Raw genomic sequence first — 13,934 nt, forward strand, 5'->3', positions numbered from 1 at the left:
GATAATTTCAGTATAAGGAGATAATAAAATGGCATTTCAATCCAAAAATATCTTTATCAATTTACCAGTGAAAGATCTGAACAAATCTACTAACTTTTTTCGGGAGCTAGGGTTTGAATTTAACCCACAATTCAGTGATGATACAACGGCCAGTATGATTATTAGCGACAATATCTTCGCATTGATAATGGTCGAAGAACGTTTTAAAGAGTTTACTAAGAAGGAAATTGCTAATACTACTACTTCTGCTGAAGCGATTTTCTGTTTATCAGCTGAAAGTCGGAATCAAGTAGATGAATTGGTAAATAAGGCACTGGCATCAGGCGGTAAATCTTCGAATGACCCTCAAGATCATGGATTTATGTATGTATGGGGGTTTCAGGACATAGACGGCCATCTTTGGGAAGTCGCTTATATGGATGAAAGCGCAATTAATCAAGAGTAAACTTTCAGGTTGAAACCAAAGAGCTGAAAAATGGATATTCATTTATATAAAAAGTGACACATCAATAATAGAAGAGGGGCAGTATTAGAAACTACCCCTTTTTTGTGTTTCTGGCAATTAATTGATATATATTTTGGCAGTAGGTTTATTAATCCTATTGAATCATTATCAACATAATTTTGGCTCCGATTTTAGCAAATGATGCCATTCTGAGGCTTTCATTCAATCGGCGTCAGGTTGTTTTTCTAACCATCCATTTTTAACCATAATATTGTAAGAAATGGCACCAGCCTCCATAGCATGGGTAAATACTTTACTATAGTTTACAATTAAATCCGATCTAAAGCTGGAACCTAATGATGCACCATAATAAGTAAGTGCAGCATTTACTAAAAACCCTGCGTGAAACATGATCAATTTGTCAGAAAATGGACTTATAGTAGAATCTGTAATCTCATTATCCCATTTTTCAGGTATAGGTAAATGATCCCGTTGTAATATAGAGTCAAAGCTTTCAGCATCTTTCCCTGCTAATTTAACGTTTTTCAACATAAAATTACGAACATCTTCACGCACCGCCACCTGACTAAAAGCCAAACTTAACGACCTGATAAATCCAGTTTTCGTTGAATTAAAGAAAAGGGTGCTGATTTCAGAACTATTTAATGGTCTTTTGTCTCCTATTAAATTAGAAATGAATCCTGGCGATACCATAAACTCAGCTCCATGAGGTGAAGAAATAGAGGGGACGCTTGTATATTTTGGCTGGTTTTTAGCTAATACCACTATTTTTTGGAATAATTCCTTAGATGATACCGTACAATCAAAAAAATAATCTTGAATGTCTTGTCGCTCCGCGTTTGTAACAGCTAAGCTATATGCGGTTATCCCATGTATTGTCATAATATAGGAGTAAAATAGTAAAAATTGGTCAGAAAACAGACGAGGGGCATTAACATTCACGTCATTCTCTGTAAATCCTATTGGGATTTGGAAATTAGCACTATTTAAGAATTCGGTGATTTTCGTAATATGGCTCTCAGCTAACTGTAATGCGAATTCTAAAATGGGTTTAATCTCTTTGTTTTCAACAATGGTAAGAAAATATTTGAAAACACATATTGCCATACTATCACCCAAATACTGAAGCCAAAGAGCTGATACTTCTGCAGCGGTTAAGGTATTGGTCTTTGATTTTTTGAAAATCCCCATAGGAAATACCTCCAATTTTACTCATTTTCAATTCTGAGATTAGTTTATGGTATTGGTATTGAAGTATACAGTTTCCCTTATTTTTATTTTAATCAAAAAAAACACTTAAAAAATAATCCCACTGGTTCTCTACACGATGCATTAAATAGAGGAAGTAATTGGAATTTAACTGATTTAACTGATTTAACTGGTGGTATGGTTGGAAAGGGACAGGAATATTAATTGTTGTTATAATAGTTGGAAATGTTTTATATAAACTGTTTTTTTAAAGATTTTTTTAACCGTCTTCAACAGTGGGCTTTCCTTAGATCTGGCTGCGTTTCATTTATGGATGGGGAGAGTGTCAGTGTCAGATGATCGAAAAATTAATTAGGGGTGTTCCTTGATGACAAATAGTAGCATGAATCCTAAGGTTGATGAATTTTTAAGTAAAGCTAAAAAGTGGAAGGAAGAATATGAGAAGTTGAGAGCTATCGTTCTTGAATGTGAACTGACCGAAGAATTTGATGCATCCTTGTTACACGTTTGAGAAAAAAAACATAGTTTTAATTCATGGATTTAAAGAATATTGTGCGCTTCTGTTTAACAAAGGTGCCTTGTTAAAGGATCCCCATGGGATTCTAATCCAACAAACGGAGAATGTACAGGCGGCACGCCAGATTCGGTTCACCAATCTTCAAGAAATAGTTAATATGGAAACCATATTGAAAGACTATATTTATGAAGCCATTGAAGTTGAAAAAGCCGGTTTGGAAGTGAATTTTAAAAAGAATACAGAGTACATAATTCCAGTAGAATTTCAAAATAAATTCGACGAAATCCCTGCCTTGAAAACTGCTTTTGAAGCATTGACGCCGGGACGGCAAAGAGCATACATTCTTTATTTTTCGGGGCCCAAACAATCCAAAACTCGAGAGTCAAGAGTTGAAAAATATATGCAGCAAATTCTCAATGGAAAGGGATTAAATGATTAGTATATTCGATGAGAAAAAAATTAATCATTTAAATATCTATTGAATTTTTTATACTTAAATCTAAAGATGGTGTGATTATGAAGGAAACTTATGAGAAACGGATCGAAAAAGCAAAATTGGCGATTCAAGATGCTGAAAATATATTAATAGGCGGCGGAGCAGGTTTGTCAGCCGCTGCTGGTATAGAGTACGGAGGAAAACGATTCACAGAGAATTTTGCCCCATTTATTAAAAAGTACGGTTTAACCGACATGTACACATCTGGTTTTTTTCCATTCCCCTCACAAGAGGAGAGATGGGCTTACTGGGCAAATCATATCCTTGTAAATCGTTATGAACCTAGTGGGACTCAACTTTATAAGGATATCTTTCAAATGGTAAAGGATAAAAATTATTTTGTCATCACAACCAATGTTGATAGCCAATTTGAGAAGTCTGGTTTTGTAGCTGACAAAGTATTTGAAGTCCAGGGGAATTATGGGTACTTGCAGTGTGCAAAGGGCTGCCATAACGTGGTGTATAATAATGAATCGCTAGTTAGGGAAATGGTTGATAAAACGGAGGGTTGTAAAATCCCATCAGAACTTGTTCCAAAATGCCCTATTTGTGGAGGAAATATGGACCCTCATTTAAGGATAAATCAATACTTTGTTCAAGATGATAAGTGGGATGAATTAAATGAATCTTACAATCACTTCTTACATGAATCCACAGGAAAGAAAATTATTTATTTAGAGTTGGGTGTAGGATTTAATACACCTGGAATCATTCGTTATCCATTTGAACAAATGACTTTCAACAATGAAAATGCAACATTAATCCGTTTTAACAAGGAACATCCTGAGGGTGCAAAGGAAAACAGAGAAAAAACGATTGCATTTACAGAAAACATGTACGATGTTGTATCTAACATAATGAAATGAGGGAGTGATTAGCATGCCTCAATTATTACTAAGTGACTATTCTTCTTTAATTAAATTGAATGAAAAATTTGTGCCACATACAGTTATGCATACCGATACGAATCGAATAGTTGACGAATTAATAATAATGTTATTGCAAGAACCTGATGCACCAGATGAAATAGAAATGCCTAATGATTATAACGCTAAACGTAATTTGTTAAGGGCATTATTAAACATTAGGGTGCCAAAACCGTTAGTTGAACGATTTCTTGAAAAGATGGATACCTTGTTACAAATAGAGTTGAAAGAAAAAAGTATCGTGAAAGTAGAGAAACTCGATTCAATAGCTACCATGTTTCCCGATAGTTCTTTTTCAGATTCAGATAAATTGTTCTTGTGGCAAGGTGATATAACACAATTAAACGCTGACGCCATCGTAAACGCAGCAAATAATCAAATGTTAGGTTGTTTTCAGCCATTACACGCTTGTATTGATAATGCCATTCATTCAGCAGCTGGTCCACAGCTAAGGAATGATTGTGAAATCATTATGACTGCACAAAATGAATTAGAGGATACTGGAAATGCAAAAATAACAAGAGCTTATAATCTGCCTTCCCATTATGTTTTGCATACAGTTGGACCTATTGTTCCAAAAGGAACGACATTAACAAACCAACAAAGAAATGAACTAGCTTCCTGTTATATATCTTGCCTAGAAGTTGCTAATGAAATGAAGAATATTAAATCCATTGCTTTTTGTGCAATATCAACTGGTGTATTTGGATTTCCAAAAACGGAAGCAGCCTATATTGCAGTTACTACCGTAAATCACTGGCTAGCAAGTTATCCAAACCATTTCGAAAAAATAATATTTAATGTTTTCAGTGATAGTGACCGAAATGAATATATGAATGTTGTTTCCACAACTATATGATTCGAATTTTTGAAAAACTTCTCTAGCTTGAGAAGTTTTTTATTTATAATTTGAGGAGTCATGGGGACGGTTCTTGTAGTCTGTGCAAACCTTTTAAAAGCCGCCAGAACCGTCCCCGTGGTCCTTCTGGACTGAATTGTTACTATTTACAGCTTTCAAATAATATAAAATTATCGTATAATAGTAGATATATTAATTTGTAAATAATTGTATTACACTATGATAGAGTTATAATTTAGACAGAAAAGGTGTGTGACAAGGTCGCGCCTTAGCTTGGTGTGACGCTTATATCTTTTCTGCAAATATTAGGGGAAAAGGTTGATAAAAATGAGCAACAGCGAAACTAAAACAGACGTTATTTTAATTGGTGCCGGAATCATGAGTGCGACTCTAGGGACACTCTTAAAAGAATTAGTACCGGAATGGGAAATTACAATGTTTGAGAAGCTCGCAAACGCAGGAGAGGAAAGCTCTAACGAATGGAATAATGCGGGAACGGGGCATGCGGCACTTTGTGAGCTTAACTACACGGTCGAAAAACCAGACGGATCAATAGATATTAGCAAAGCTATCAAAATTAATGAACAATTTCAGCTTTCAAGACAGTTTTGGTCTTATCTTGTAAACACCAATCTTATTCGTAATCCGCAGGACTTTATCATGCCAATACCTCATATGAGTTTAGTACAAGGGGAACAAAATGTAGCGTTTTTGAAAAAAAGATTTGAAGCGCTGTCAAAAAATCCTCTGTTTCAAGGGATGGAATTTTCCGATGACCATGAAAAACTGATTGAATGGATTCCGCTTATCATGGAAGGTCGTAAATTGAATGAACCGATAGCGGCAACAAAAATCGACTCTGGAACGGATGTCAACTTTGGTACTTTAACGCGCATGTTGTTTGACCACTTAAAGAGTAAAAACGTCAAGATCAACTATAAGCATAGTGTTGAGGATATTAAACGTACTGACGACGGATCATGGGAATTGAAAGTATGGAATATGGAAACCGGTAACATCGAACGCCATACGGCCAAATTCGTCTTTATCGGTGGCGGGGGCGGGTCCTTGCATTTATTGCAAAAATCCGGCATTCCTGAAGGAAAACATATTGGAGGATTCCCGGTAAGCGGACTATTTATGGTGTGTAATGATCCGGATGTTGTAGCACAGCATCATGCAAAAGTATACGGCAAAGCTAAGGTTGGTGCTCCACCAATGTCTGTTCCGCATCTGGACACAAGATTTATCGATAACAAAAAATCATTGCTATTTGGACCATTTGCCGGCTTCTCACCGAAGTTCTTAAAGACCGGTTCAAATATGGATTTAATAACTTCTGTAAAACCGAATAATGTCTTAACGATGTTGGCGGCTGGAGCAAAACAGGTGCCACTAACAAAATACCTAATTCAACAAGTTATGTTATCCAAAGAACAGCGCATGGAAGAGTTACGTGAGTTTATCCCGAACGCTAAAGCTGAAGATTGGGACATAGTGGTAGCGGGCCAACGCGTTCAAGTTATCAAAGACACAGAAGCTGGCGGCAAAGGAACACTCCAATTTGGCACGGAAGTGATTACAGCGGCTGATGGCTCGATCGCAGCATTACTAGGCGCTTCACCGGGTGCTTCTACTGCCGTTCACGTTATGCTTGAGATCATTAAAAAATGCTTCCCGCAACATGTGGAAGAGTGGGAATCGAAAATCAAAGAAATGATTCCTTCTTATGGCGTGTCATTAATGGAAAACCCAGAGCTTCTGCATAAAATTCATACTTCAACAGCAGAGACGCTTGGTCTAAGCGAAAAACTAAGCGAAAAAGAGCTGGTCTTTAGTTAATTTATTGATGTAGAAACAATACACAGAACCTTTGATCTATCTTTGGATTAAAGGTTCTTTTTGCATTTTTGGGTAGTTTTTCTATCAATTTAAATAAAAATAATTACTTTATTCAGGTTGTCTGGTATACCCTGTGCCAAACGGTCCACTTGGAAAAGCCCTTACACATTTTGAATTTAAACATATTTTGTACTGAGTCATTGCAAAGGAGGTTTGTGATATGGACGGTGTAGGAGCTGGTGGAGGATTTGCCTTAGTGGTGGTATTATTTATCCTTCTCATTATTATTGGTGCGTCCTTTATGGGCGGAGGATTCTATTAACCAATTAATACCTGATTGAAGGGGGGGAATTCCATGTTTGGTTATGGAGGATTCGGAGGCGGATTCGGTGGTTGCGGCTGCGGTGGCTATGGTTACGGTGGAGGCTTCGGATATGGCGGCGGTTTTGCCTTAATCGTTGTATTGTTCATTTTGTTAATCATCGTTGGAGCAGCTTGTTTTTATTAATCAAAAGTAATTAACTTCATTCATTTCTAGAAATTAAAAAAAGCCCTTTTTATTTAGGGCTTTTTCATTTTTTTTCTTAGATTAGCTTTATTGCACCGAACGCAAATAAAGCAATTAAGGAGATAATGCTTGGTATGGCTATGGCTCAATTCAGTCTATGCTTTGATTTATATAATGTAGCAACTAATTAAGCCCTTATTTGAAAAGACTGCTAGGAAGGGAGGGCTTATTAAAATTTTCCCACTTTATTTTCGCTTCTAAAGGAGAAAAAAATTTCCGAATTTTATAATCGACCCGTGGATTTTTATCTAGTGTAAGGGCACTTCTGTAGCTCATTTAGTGCCCTTCGCCAAACTTAAACCCATACGGTCCGCATGGAAGAGCCCTTACACATTTTGATTTTTAACATATTTTGTATTAATCCGATGTAAAGGAGGTTTGAGATATGGACGGTGTAGGAGCTGGTGGAGGTTTTGCCTTAGTGGTTGTATTATTTATCCTTCTCATTATTATTGGTGCGTCCTTTATGGGCGGAGGATTTTATTAATCAAATAATACTTGATTGAAAGGGGGGAGATCTATGTTTGGTTATGGAGGATTCGGAGGCGGATTCGGCGGTTGCGGCTGTGGTGGCTATGGTTACGGCGGTGGCTTCGGATATGGCGGCGGTTTTGCCTTAATCGTTGTATTGTTCATCTTGTTAATCATCATTGGAGCAACTTGTTTCTATTAATGAAAAGCAATTTACTTCATTTCTAGAAATAAAAAAAAGCCCTTTTTTAGGGCTTTTTCCTTTTTATTTCTTTAGCTTTATTTTGCACCAAACGCAAAATAAAGCAATTGAGGAGATAATGCATTGTATAGATTGTATAGCTATGGCTCAATTCAGTTTATGCTTCGATTTATATAATGAAGCGACTAATTAAGCCCTTATTTTTGAGGATTGAAAGGGCAGGGCATCAACTTGGTTAGTTAAATATTATTCTAATTGTTGGATTATTCTAACAAACGAGACATTAAAAGAAAGCAAAGTGGGTCGTCATGGCGATTACTTAACTTTTAAAACGCTATTGTAATATATCTAAATATTCACTATAATACTATTAATCAGAATTAATTGTTCAGTTGAAGAAGTGGATAAGCGCAACATTCATCATCCGCTGAACAATTGAATTTCAGAGTTACTATTTACTTAGAAAGGACAGCAATAGGAAAAACCTTTTAAGAGATGAATAGTCCAATATTAGCACATCAAAGTTGGCTATGGAATGTTGCAATTATATCTTATTCTATTGGGGGAAACATCTATGAAGAATCTCTTTAAAAAGTGGAATCAAATGAGCCTAGTCAAACAAATCATTATAGGTTTGATAATTGGAATTATCCTGGCGGTAGCGACCCCAGAAGCAGCCAAACCTGTTGTCATTTTAGGCTCCTTATTTGTAGGGGCGCTTAAAGCGATTGCGCCAGTATTGGTATTATTTTTGGTTATGTCGGCCATTGCTCAACACAAGAGTGGTCACGAAACGAACATGAAATCGATTATCGGACTTTATTTGTTAGGTACTTTTTTAGCGGGATTAATAGCAGTTATCGTAAGCTTTTTTGTTCCTGTAAGCTTAACACTTGCAAAGGGTGCTGAGGATTTGGCGGCTCCTGGCGGTATTACAGACGTCCTCACAGCATTACTGTTAAACGTTGTTGATAATCCTGTAAAAGCCATTTTTAATGCCAACTATATCGGTATTTTAGCGTGGGCGGTTGTCCTTGGTATCGCGTTAAGAAACGCTCCAGATACGACAAAAACGATGATTTCTAATTTTTCAGATGCCGTATCTAAAATGGTTACATGGGTGATTAAGTTTGCACCACTTGGAATCATGGGCCTTGTTATTGATTCTATTACGACAAACGGAATCGAGTCATTACTAAGCTATGGAAAATTACTTGCTGTTTTGATTGGCTGTATGGTCTTTGTTGCCCTTGTGGTCAATCCAATCATTGTGTTTACGGCTATACGTCAAAACCCGTATCCACTTGTATTTAAGTGCATCAAGGAAAGCGGAATTACAGCATTCTTTACACGCAGTTCGGCTGCAAACATTCCTGTAAACATGAAATTGTGTGAAAAATTAGGTTTGGATAAGGATACTTATTCTGTCTCCATTCCATTAGGTGCAACCATCAATATGGCTGGTGCAGCTGTTACGATTTCTGTTTTGACACTTGCAGCGGTTCATACTCTAGGGATTCAAGTTGACATTCCTACGGCCATCATCCTTAGCGTCTTGTCAGCTGTTTGTGCTTGTGGTGCTTCAGGTGTTGCCGGCGGTTCATTATTACTGATCCCTCTAGCATGCAGCTTATTCGGGATTCCAAATGATGTTGCTATGCAAGTAGTTGGAGTTGGCTTTATCATAGGTGTTTTACAAGACTCCTTTGAAACGTCCCTTAATTCATCTACAGACGTCCTTTTCACAGCAGCAGCTGAATTTAAGAAGTGGCGTAAAGATGGAAAGAAAATAGATATTAAAAAAGCTGCTTAAAGAAGTAAGCCCTCTATTTGCAATAGAGGGCTTTTTCGTGCCTGTTGCAGTAACAAACAGTGTGCTCTCCTTGAGGTTTTTTTCATTTACTCCGAGGATGAAAGGAAATCGTTTATTTTGTTTACTTGTTCAGCAAATGGATATTGCATATATAGATTGCTGGCTAATTGAATCGGATCCCCAAAAAAGTACCGTTCATATTGCGTTTGTCTTGTTCCAAATGAACTCATTGTAAGATCCCAAGCTAAACGAAATAGTTTCACACGTTCATCAGCCGTTTTGTTTACCCCTTGAAGATATTGCTCAAGTTCTGTTCCAATTTCAGATTCGAAGGCTTTTTCTGACGGTAATGTTACCATGCCGCTAGCACCTATTAATTGAATAATTTCGCAGAAACGAGGATAAATTTTTGGAAAAATATTAGTGGCGACTTGAAGGGGGAGTAAACTTGGACGCATATATCCCCATTCATCAAATGTTGCATCATTTTCAGACTTTTCCAGTAGTGCTTTCATTGTTTCAAGTCCTACGATTATTTCAGAAAGTTTTTCTTGGATATGCTGATATTCACGGACATTTATCGTTTCTACCAAGAGCTCAGCAAGACCTAAAATAAATTCTGTTTTTACTATTTGTCTTGTCAGTACTTGATGTGTAGCAAAGTGGTGAAAAGAGCTGTGAAACATGAAGTCAAAAGCCGCTTCCACATTATCATAAAAAAAGACACGATCCCATGGGACTAAAACATTGTCAAAGACCACAATTGAATCCATTTCCTCATATCGAGAGCTTAAGGGATGATTAAAATGAGACTCTCCGCCGACAAACGACTCCCTGCAAATAAACTTTAAACCTTTCGTATTAGAAGGAATGGAAAAAGCAAACGCTTCATCAGGGTCCATGAACTTTTTCGGTGCCGTATAGACCAGTACTTCATCTGTTATTCCGCCTTGGGTAGCAAGAAGGCGGGCACCTTTAATCACAATTCCTTGTTCATTTTTATCGATCACCTTGGCGGATATTGGCTCTTTTGAAGAGTCAAAATTGTACTGTGAACGATTTATTTGTGGAGTGATAAAAGTATGTGTGAAGGAAAGGTCATTTTCTTTGGCTTTTTCATATAATGCGAGAATATTTTCCGGAAAACAATTTTCCTTGCCCTTTAAAAGAGCAGCGGAGGAGGAAGCGAAGCTCATGATAACAGTATTCATGTAGTCCGGACTTCTGCCCATTAATCCATGAGTGTGTCGTGCCCATATTTCGAACATCTTCCGTCTTCTTTTTAAATCATCTATAGTTTTCGGCTGTAAGTAAGATAGTCCGATTGAATCCCCTGTTTCAGTGGATAGGAATGTCATCTGATCTTTATGACAAGGATTATTTTGCAAATTATAAAGAGACGCTTTTGTCTGAATAATTCCTTTAAAGGCAGGATGTTCTGACAGCTTTCTCACGATTCTTTCACCATCAACCCAAATTTCTGTATTCATTTGGTCGATTCGATCAATAAATTTTTTTCCATTCATGATTCCCAATTTTCACTCACCCCAATAAATAAAAGAAACTGGTCGTATTACTTACTTCTATTTTATTGGAATTTGTTGTAGCTTGTTCCAATGGGATGAGCCTTTTTTCAATGGGGGGGTAAAATATCAAAATAGCAAAACTCGATACACTTCAATTAGCTTATAAATTGCTACTGCCAATCCTAACAAACTTGCCTTCATTTTCGCTGGATGGTTTTTCTTGTTTGCATAAAGGTATATCAAGATGAATGCAAATCCTAACGGGAACCATAATTCAAATTGCCCGCCATTCGCAGTGGACCGTGAATAAAGTGGTGCGGTGTATGTACTAATCAAGAAATATAGGAAAATAGTGAAACTCCGATTCTCTAATTCTTTACTCCATCTCCACAACAAATAAATAATCGCTATGAAAATAACAAATTTTATTATCAGTGGAAAATGTATCGTTGTATTTCCAAATTCCAATTGCACTGAAAATCATTCCTTTCATAATGGCATTTTTTTGAAGCAATATTATCCATATTTTACATTTACTTTACCACTTATCGACCGGCCCTAGGGCGTTAGAAATGAAGTTTTATTGACTTTTAACAGTTGACTTCTTAAACTGTATATATTAAAATTACAGTATGATCAGTTGAATAGAAATGGATGGAGATGAATTGTTATGAATAGTGATTTTGTCATTGCTATGCATAGTCTGGTTTTTTTAGCTAACAAACCTGATCATATGGCAAATAGCGAAACCATCGCTGAAAATGTTTGTACAAATCCGGCAAGAATTCGGAAGGTAATGAGTATTTTACGTAAAAACGGCTATGTAAAAACAAAAGAAGGCATTGGCGGGGGATATTTATTAAGTTGTGATCCTGAAAAAACCACATTGTCTCAACTCTATCTGGTCATTTCATCTGGTTCACTTAAGCCCAACTGGTGTACAGGTGACCCTGAACAAAAATGTGTGATTTCTTCCAATACGCAGAGTGTGATGGACGAAATATTTAATGAGGCAGAGGAGCATATGCAATCATTTTTATGTCAAATAACAATTAGCAGTGTTCTGGATAGGATAAAAGCGCTCGAATAGCAAGTGGGTTTTTAGTTGAACTGTATATTTTTTTATAACATTTAGTAAAATTTACTCATATATCTCGAAATCGTACTAATGTAATTTAAGATAAATGGTTTTGTTCATTCATAAATGTTCTGAGGGAGTGGTTGAAAAATGGTAAACCTATATACGACACCAAGCTGTACTTCTTGCCGCAAAGCAAAGGCATGGTTTGAGGAGCATCACATTGATTATGTTGAAAGAAACATTTTGACTGATCCACTTACTAAAGATGAGATTAAATCCATTCTGCGCATGACGGATGAGGGGACGGATGAGATTATTTCAACAAACTCAAAAACTTATCAAGAACTAGAGGTAGATCTTGAATCTCTTCCCCTTCAGGAAATGTATCAACTCATTATCAATAATCCAAAAATGCTGCGACGTCCCATTATCCAGGACGAAAAGAGATTACAGGTTGGGTTTAACGAGGAAGAAATTCGGAGTTTTCTCCCGCGTAGCCTTCGTACATTTTTGCGAATTGAATCACAAAAAGTAGCCAATTATTAATGATGAAGTTTCAGTTCAAAAAGGGTATCGCTAAATAGCGATTTGCCGGACAGAAAAGATCCACCACAGATTTTGGTGGATCTTTTCTGTCAATCTATGAAATGATAATCGTTAACAGCACCCTGGGTACATTGGATAGCAGCAGGGATTATAGGGCGGCGGACAGCACGGATTGTACATCGGCTGTGGACAGCATGGGTCATACATTGGATAACAACAAGGATTTTGCATCGGATAACAGCTCGGCTGCTGGTAAACTTGTGGTGCTATATAGGGCATATTTGGTAAAACATTTGCTGGTAGAGCAGGCGGCTGGTTTGGCATGATATGCGGACTTACCATCGGATAATTTGGCATCATGTTAGGACTTACAAAGGGCTTATTTACCACTTTCATCTCTCCTCATTATTTTTTATACAAAATAGTGTATGTGTCATCGGTATGCGTGTATAGACGTTTCCCCATTAACCTATCTCCAAACCTCCATTCCCGAACTTGTTTCAGGGTAGCTTTTAAGATGCATTAGGATATACACTTAATACATTGTGGAAATTAATGGCGCACTAAATTCAAAGAATATATAAAATAATTTTCGGCAAAATGTTTGGATGCATATGGAGGAGATCATTATGATAAATATTAGAAGCGCAGAAATTACAGATTTACCTGCACTAGTAGCTATAGAACAGCTTTGCTTTTCAAAGGAAGAAGCCGCGACGAGCGACGCGTTTGAAAAGCGCATTCAACGCATTCCGGATAGTTTTTTTGTAGCAGAAATAGATGGGGTGATTGTGGGTTTAGTCAATGGGCCTGTCATTGAATCTGCCTTTATCACGGATGATCTTTTCAGTGATATTAAGGCAAATCCAGCAGTTGGCGGTCACCAAAGTATTTTAGGACTGGCAGTTTCCCCACATTTTCAAAAACGTGGCATCGCATCAGTGTTACTTGCACATCTTGAAAAAGAAGCAAGAGCGAATAATCGTGAAACGATTACCCTTACATGTAAAGAAAACTTAATCAGCTTCTATGAAAGCCAAGGATACCTGAACAAAGGTGTATCAAATTCCGAGCATGGTGGAGTCACTTGGTATAATATGAGTAAAAAATTATAGGGACTAAATCCTAAATAGAGATTAGTTGTGGTTATAAGAAGTTGAATGAGGCATTCTTAAAGTAAAGAGTGGATACTTTGAGAATGTCTCTTTGAATTCTGGCTGTTTTTGTAAAAAATGTTGGAAATATTGGAATTTTATAAGCTGAAGAAGGGCAAAACCCGATAAAAAATCGAAGAAATGTCCTTCATTTAACGTTTTGAAGCTCTAACTCAGCAATATCAATGAACTACGTATTCTAACAATAGTTCTCCATGTTCTCTTCGACCGGTATCTTTAAAGCCGAATGATTGATAA

General features: G+C 36.9%; 14 protein-coding genes and 3 pseudogenes. 14 read left to right on the forward strand and 3 right to left on the reverse strand.

The annotated features are described in order from the left end of the window. Window positions 1–28: 28 nt before the first annotated feature. Window positions 29–445 (forward strand): VOC family protein, encoded by a 417-nt coding sequence (locus tag ACIQXV_RS08380; protein WP_402957782.1) that lies wholly within the window; start codon window positions 29–31, stop codon window positions 443–445. Window positions 446–667: 222 nt separating this feature from the next. Here the strand turns inward: ACIQXV_RS08380 and ACIQXV_RS08385 are convergent, their stop codons facing one another. Continuing rightward, a complete protein-coding gene (locus ACIQXV_RS08385) occupies window positions 668–1,657 on the reverse strand; it encodes a DUF3231 family protein (protein WP_402957784.1) in 990 nt (329 codons plus the stop codon). A 51-nt stretch (window positions 1,658–1,708) separates the two neighbouring features. On the opposite strand from ACIQXV_RS08385, the pseudogene ACIQXV_RS08390 reads away from it, so the two are divergent. From ACIQXV_RS08390 to sstT, 10 genes and pseudogenes are all read left to right on the forward strand, one after another. Next, window positions 1,709–1,926: pseudogene (locus tag ACIQXV_RS08390) on the forward strand (DUF6366 family protein). A 116-nt stretch (window positions 1,927–2,042) separates the two neighbouring features. Then, window positions 2,043–2,631: pseudogene (locus ACIQXV_RS08395) on the forward strand (YdeI/OmpD-associated family protein). 77 nt (window positions 2,632–2,708) lie between these two features. Then, window positions 2,709–3,554, forward strand: a complete 846-nt coding sequence (locus tag ACIQXV_RS08400) for a Sir2 family NAD-dependent protein deacetylase (RefSeq protein WP_402957786.1) — start codon at window positions 2,709–2,711, stop codon at window positions 3,552–3,554. A 13-nt stretch (window positions 3,555–3,567) separates the two neighbouring features. After that, the gene (locus ACIQXV_RS08405; protein WP_402957788.1) at window positions 3,568–4,473 is read left to right on the forward strand and encodes a protein-ADP-ribose hydrolase; all 906 of its coding nucleotides are present in this window, start codon (window positions 3,568–3,570) and stop codon (window positions 4,471–4,473) included. Window positions 4,474–4,800: 327 nt separating this feature from the next. Then, window positions 4,801–6,315 (forward strand): malate:quinone oxidoreductase, encoded by a 1,515-nt coding sequence (locus tag ACIQXV_RS08410; RefSeq protein ID WP_402957790.1) that lies wholly within the window; start codon window positions 4,801–4,803, stop codon window positions 6,313–6,315. Window positions 6,316–6,535: 220 nt separating this feature from the next. Further along, window positions 6,536–6,637: a YjcZ family sporulation protein gene (locus tag ACIQXV_RS08415; RefSeq protein ID WP_402957792.1), complete on the forward strand. Its 102-nt coding sequence runs from the start codon at window positions 6,536–6,538 to the stop codon at window positions 6,635–6,637. A 108-nt stretch (window positions 6,638–6,745) separates the two neighbouring features. After that, window positions 6,746–6,823 (forward strand): annotated as a pseudogene (locus ACIQXV_RS08420) (YjcZ family sporulation protein); the annotation flags it as partial. Between the two features lie 445 nt (window positions 6,824–7,268). Further along, on the forward strand, window positions 7,269–7,370 hold the full coding sequence (locus ACIQXV_RS08425; RefSeq protein ID WP_402957792.1) for a YjcZ family sporulation protein: 102 nt from the start codon (window positions 7,269–7,271) through the stop codon (window positions 7,368–7,370). A 33-nt stretch (window positions 7,371–7,403) separates the two neighbouring features. Continuing rightward, on the forward strand, window positions 7,404–7,556 hold the full coding sequence (locus ACIQXV_RS08430) for a YjcZ family sporulation protein (protein WP_402957794.1): 153 nt from the start codon (window positions 7,404–7,406) through the stop codon (window positions 7,554–7,556). A 574-nt stretch (window positions 7,557–8,130) separates the two neighbouring features. Continuing rightward, window positions 8,131–9,369 (forward strand): serine/threonine transporter SstT, encoded by a 1,239-nt coding sequence (gene sstT / locus ACIQXV_RS08435; RefSeq protein WP_402957796.1) that lies wholly within the window; start codon window positions 8,131–8,133, stop codon window positions 9,367–9,369. Between the two features lie 86 nt (window positions 9,370–9,455). Here the strand turns inward: sstT and hpaB are convergent, their stop codons facing one another. Next, on the reverse strand, window positions 9,456–10,904 hold the full coding sequence (hpaB, locus tag ACIQXV_RS08440; protein WP_402957798.1) for a 4-hydroxyphenylacetate 3-monooxygenase, oxygenase component: 1,449 nt from the start codon (window positions 10,902–10,904) through the stop codon (window positions 9,456–9,458). Window positions 10,905–11,565: 661 nt separating this feature from the next. Here hpaB and ACIQXV_RS08445 point away from each other — a divergent pair. Both ACIQXV_RS08445 and spxA read left to right on the forward strand, forming a co-directional pair. Then, entirely contained in the window at window positions 11,566–11,985 is a 420-nt protein-coding gene (locus ACIQXV_RS08445) for an RrF2 family transcriptional regulator (protein WP_402957800.1), read from the forward strand. A gap of 138 nt (window positions 11,986–12,123) precedes the next feature. After that, window positions 12,124–12,522, forward strand: a complete 399-nt coding sequence (gene spxA, locus ACIQXV_RS08450) for a transcriptional regulator SpxA (RefSeq protein ID WP_402957802.1) — start codon at window positions 12,124–12,126, stop codon at window positions 12,520–12,522. Between the two features lie 111 nt (window positions 12,523–12,633). On the opposite strand, the gene ACIQXV_RS08455 is transcribed toward spxA, so the two are convergent. Next, window positions 12,634–12,912: a hypothetical protein gene (locus ACIQXV_RS08455; RefSeq protein ID WP_402957804.1), complete on the reverse strand. Its 279-nt coding sequence runs from the start codon at window positions 12,910–12,912 to the stop codon at window positions 12,634–12,636. A 239-nt stretch (window positions 12,913–13,151) separates the two neighbouring features. On the opposite strand from ACIQXV_RS08455, the gene ACIQXV_RS08460 reads away from it, so the two are divergent. After that, window positions 13,152–13,637, forward strand: coding sequence for a GNAT family N-acetyltransferase (locus ACIQXV_RS08460; protein WP_402957806.1), 486 nt, complete (start codon window positions 13,152–13,154; stop codon window positions 13,635–13,637). The last annotated feature ends 297 nt before the right edge of the window (window positions 13,638–13,934 follow it).

It is taken from the genome of Neobacillus sp. NPDC097160 (genome assembly GCF_044762155.1).
In the GTDB taxonomy this organism is placed as follows: Bacteria; Bacillota; Bacilli; order Bacillales; family Cytobacillaceae; genus Neobacillus.

What these genes read in the sequence shown, in the direction of transcription:
- ACIQXV_RS08380 (WP_402957782.1), top strand. Translation starts at nt 29, where the DNA reads ATGGCATTTCAATCCAAAAATATCTTTATCAATTTACCAGTGAAAGAT.
- ACIQXV_RS08385 (WP_402957784.1), bottom strand. Translation starts at nt 1,657, where the DNA reads ATGGGGATTTTCAAAAAATCAAAGACCAATACCTTAACCGCTGCAGAA.
- ACIQXV_RS08400 (WP_402957786.1), top strand. Translation starts at nt 2,709, where the DNA reads ATGAAGGAAACTTATGAGAAACGGATCGAAAAAGCAAAATTGGCGATT.
- ACIQXV_RS08405 (WP_402957788.1), top strand. Translation starts at nt 3,568, where the DNA reads ATGCCTCAATTATTACTAAGTGACTATTCTTCTTTAATTAAATTGAAT.
- ACIQXV_RS08410 (WP_402957790.1), top strand. Translation starts at nt 4,801, where the DNA reads ATGAGCAACAGCGAAACTAAAACAGACGTTATTTTAATTGGTGCCGGA.
- ACIQXV_RS08415 (WP_402957792.1), top strand. Translation starts at nt 6,536, where the DNA reads ATGGACGGTGTAGGAGCTGGTGGAGGATTTGCCTTAGTGGTGGTATTA.
- ACIQXV_RS08425 (WP_402957792.1), top strand. Translation starts at nt 7,269, where the DNA reads ATGGACGGTGTAGGAGCTGGTGGAGGTTTTGCCTTAGTGGTTGTATTA.
- ACIQXV_RS08430 (WP_402957794.1), top strand. Translation starts at nt 7,404, where the DNA reads ATGTTTGGTTATGGAGGATTCGGAGGCGGATTCGGCGGTTGCGGCTGT.
- sstT (WP_402957796.1), top strand. Translation starts at nt 8,131, where the DNA reads ATGAAGAATCTCTTTAAAAAGTGGAATCAAATGAGCCTAGTCAAACAA.
- ACIQXV_RS08445 (WP_402957800.1), top strand. Translation starts at nt 11,566, where the DNA reads ATGAATAGTGATTTTGTCATTGCTATGCATAGTCTGGTTTTTTTAGCT.
- spxA (WP_402957802.1), top strand. Translation starts at nt 12,124, where the DNA reads ATGGTAAACCTATATACGACACCAAGCTGTACTTCTTGCCGCAAAGCA.
- ACIQXV_RS08460 (WP_402957806.1), top strand. Translation starts at nt 13,152, where the DNA reads ATGATAAATATTAGAAGCGCAGAAATTACAGATTTACCTGCACTAGTA.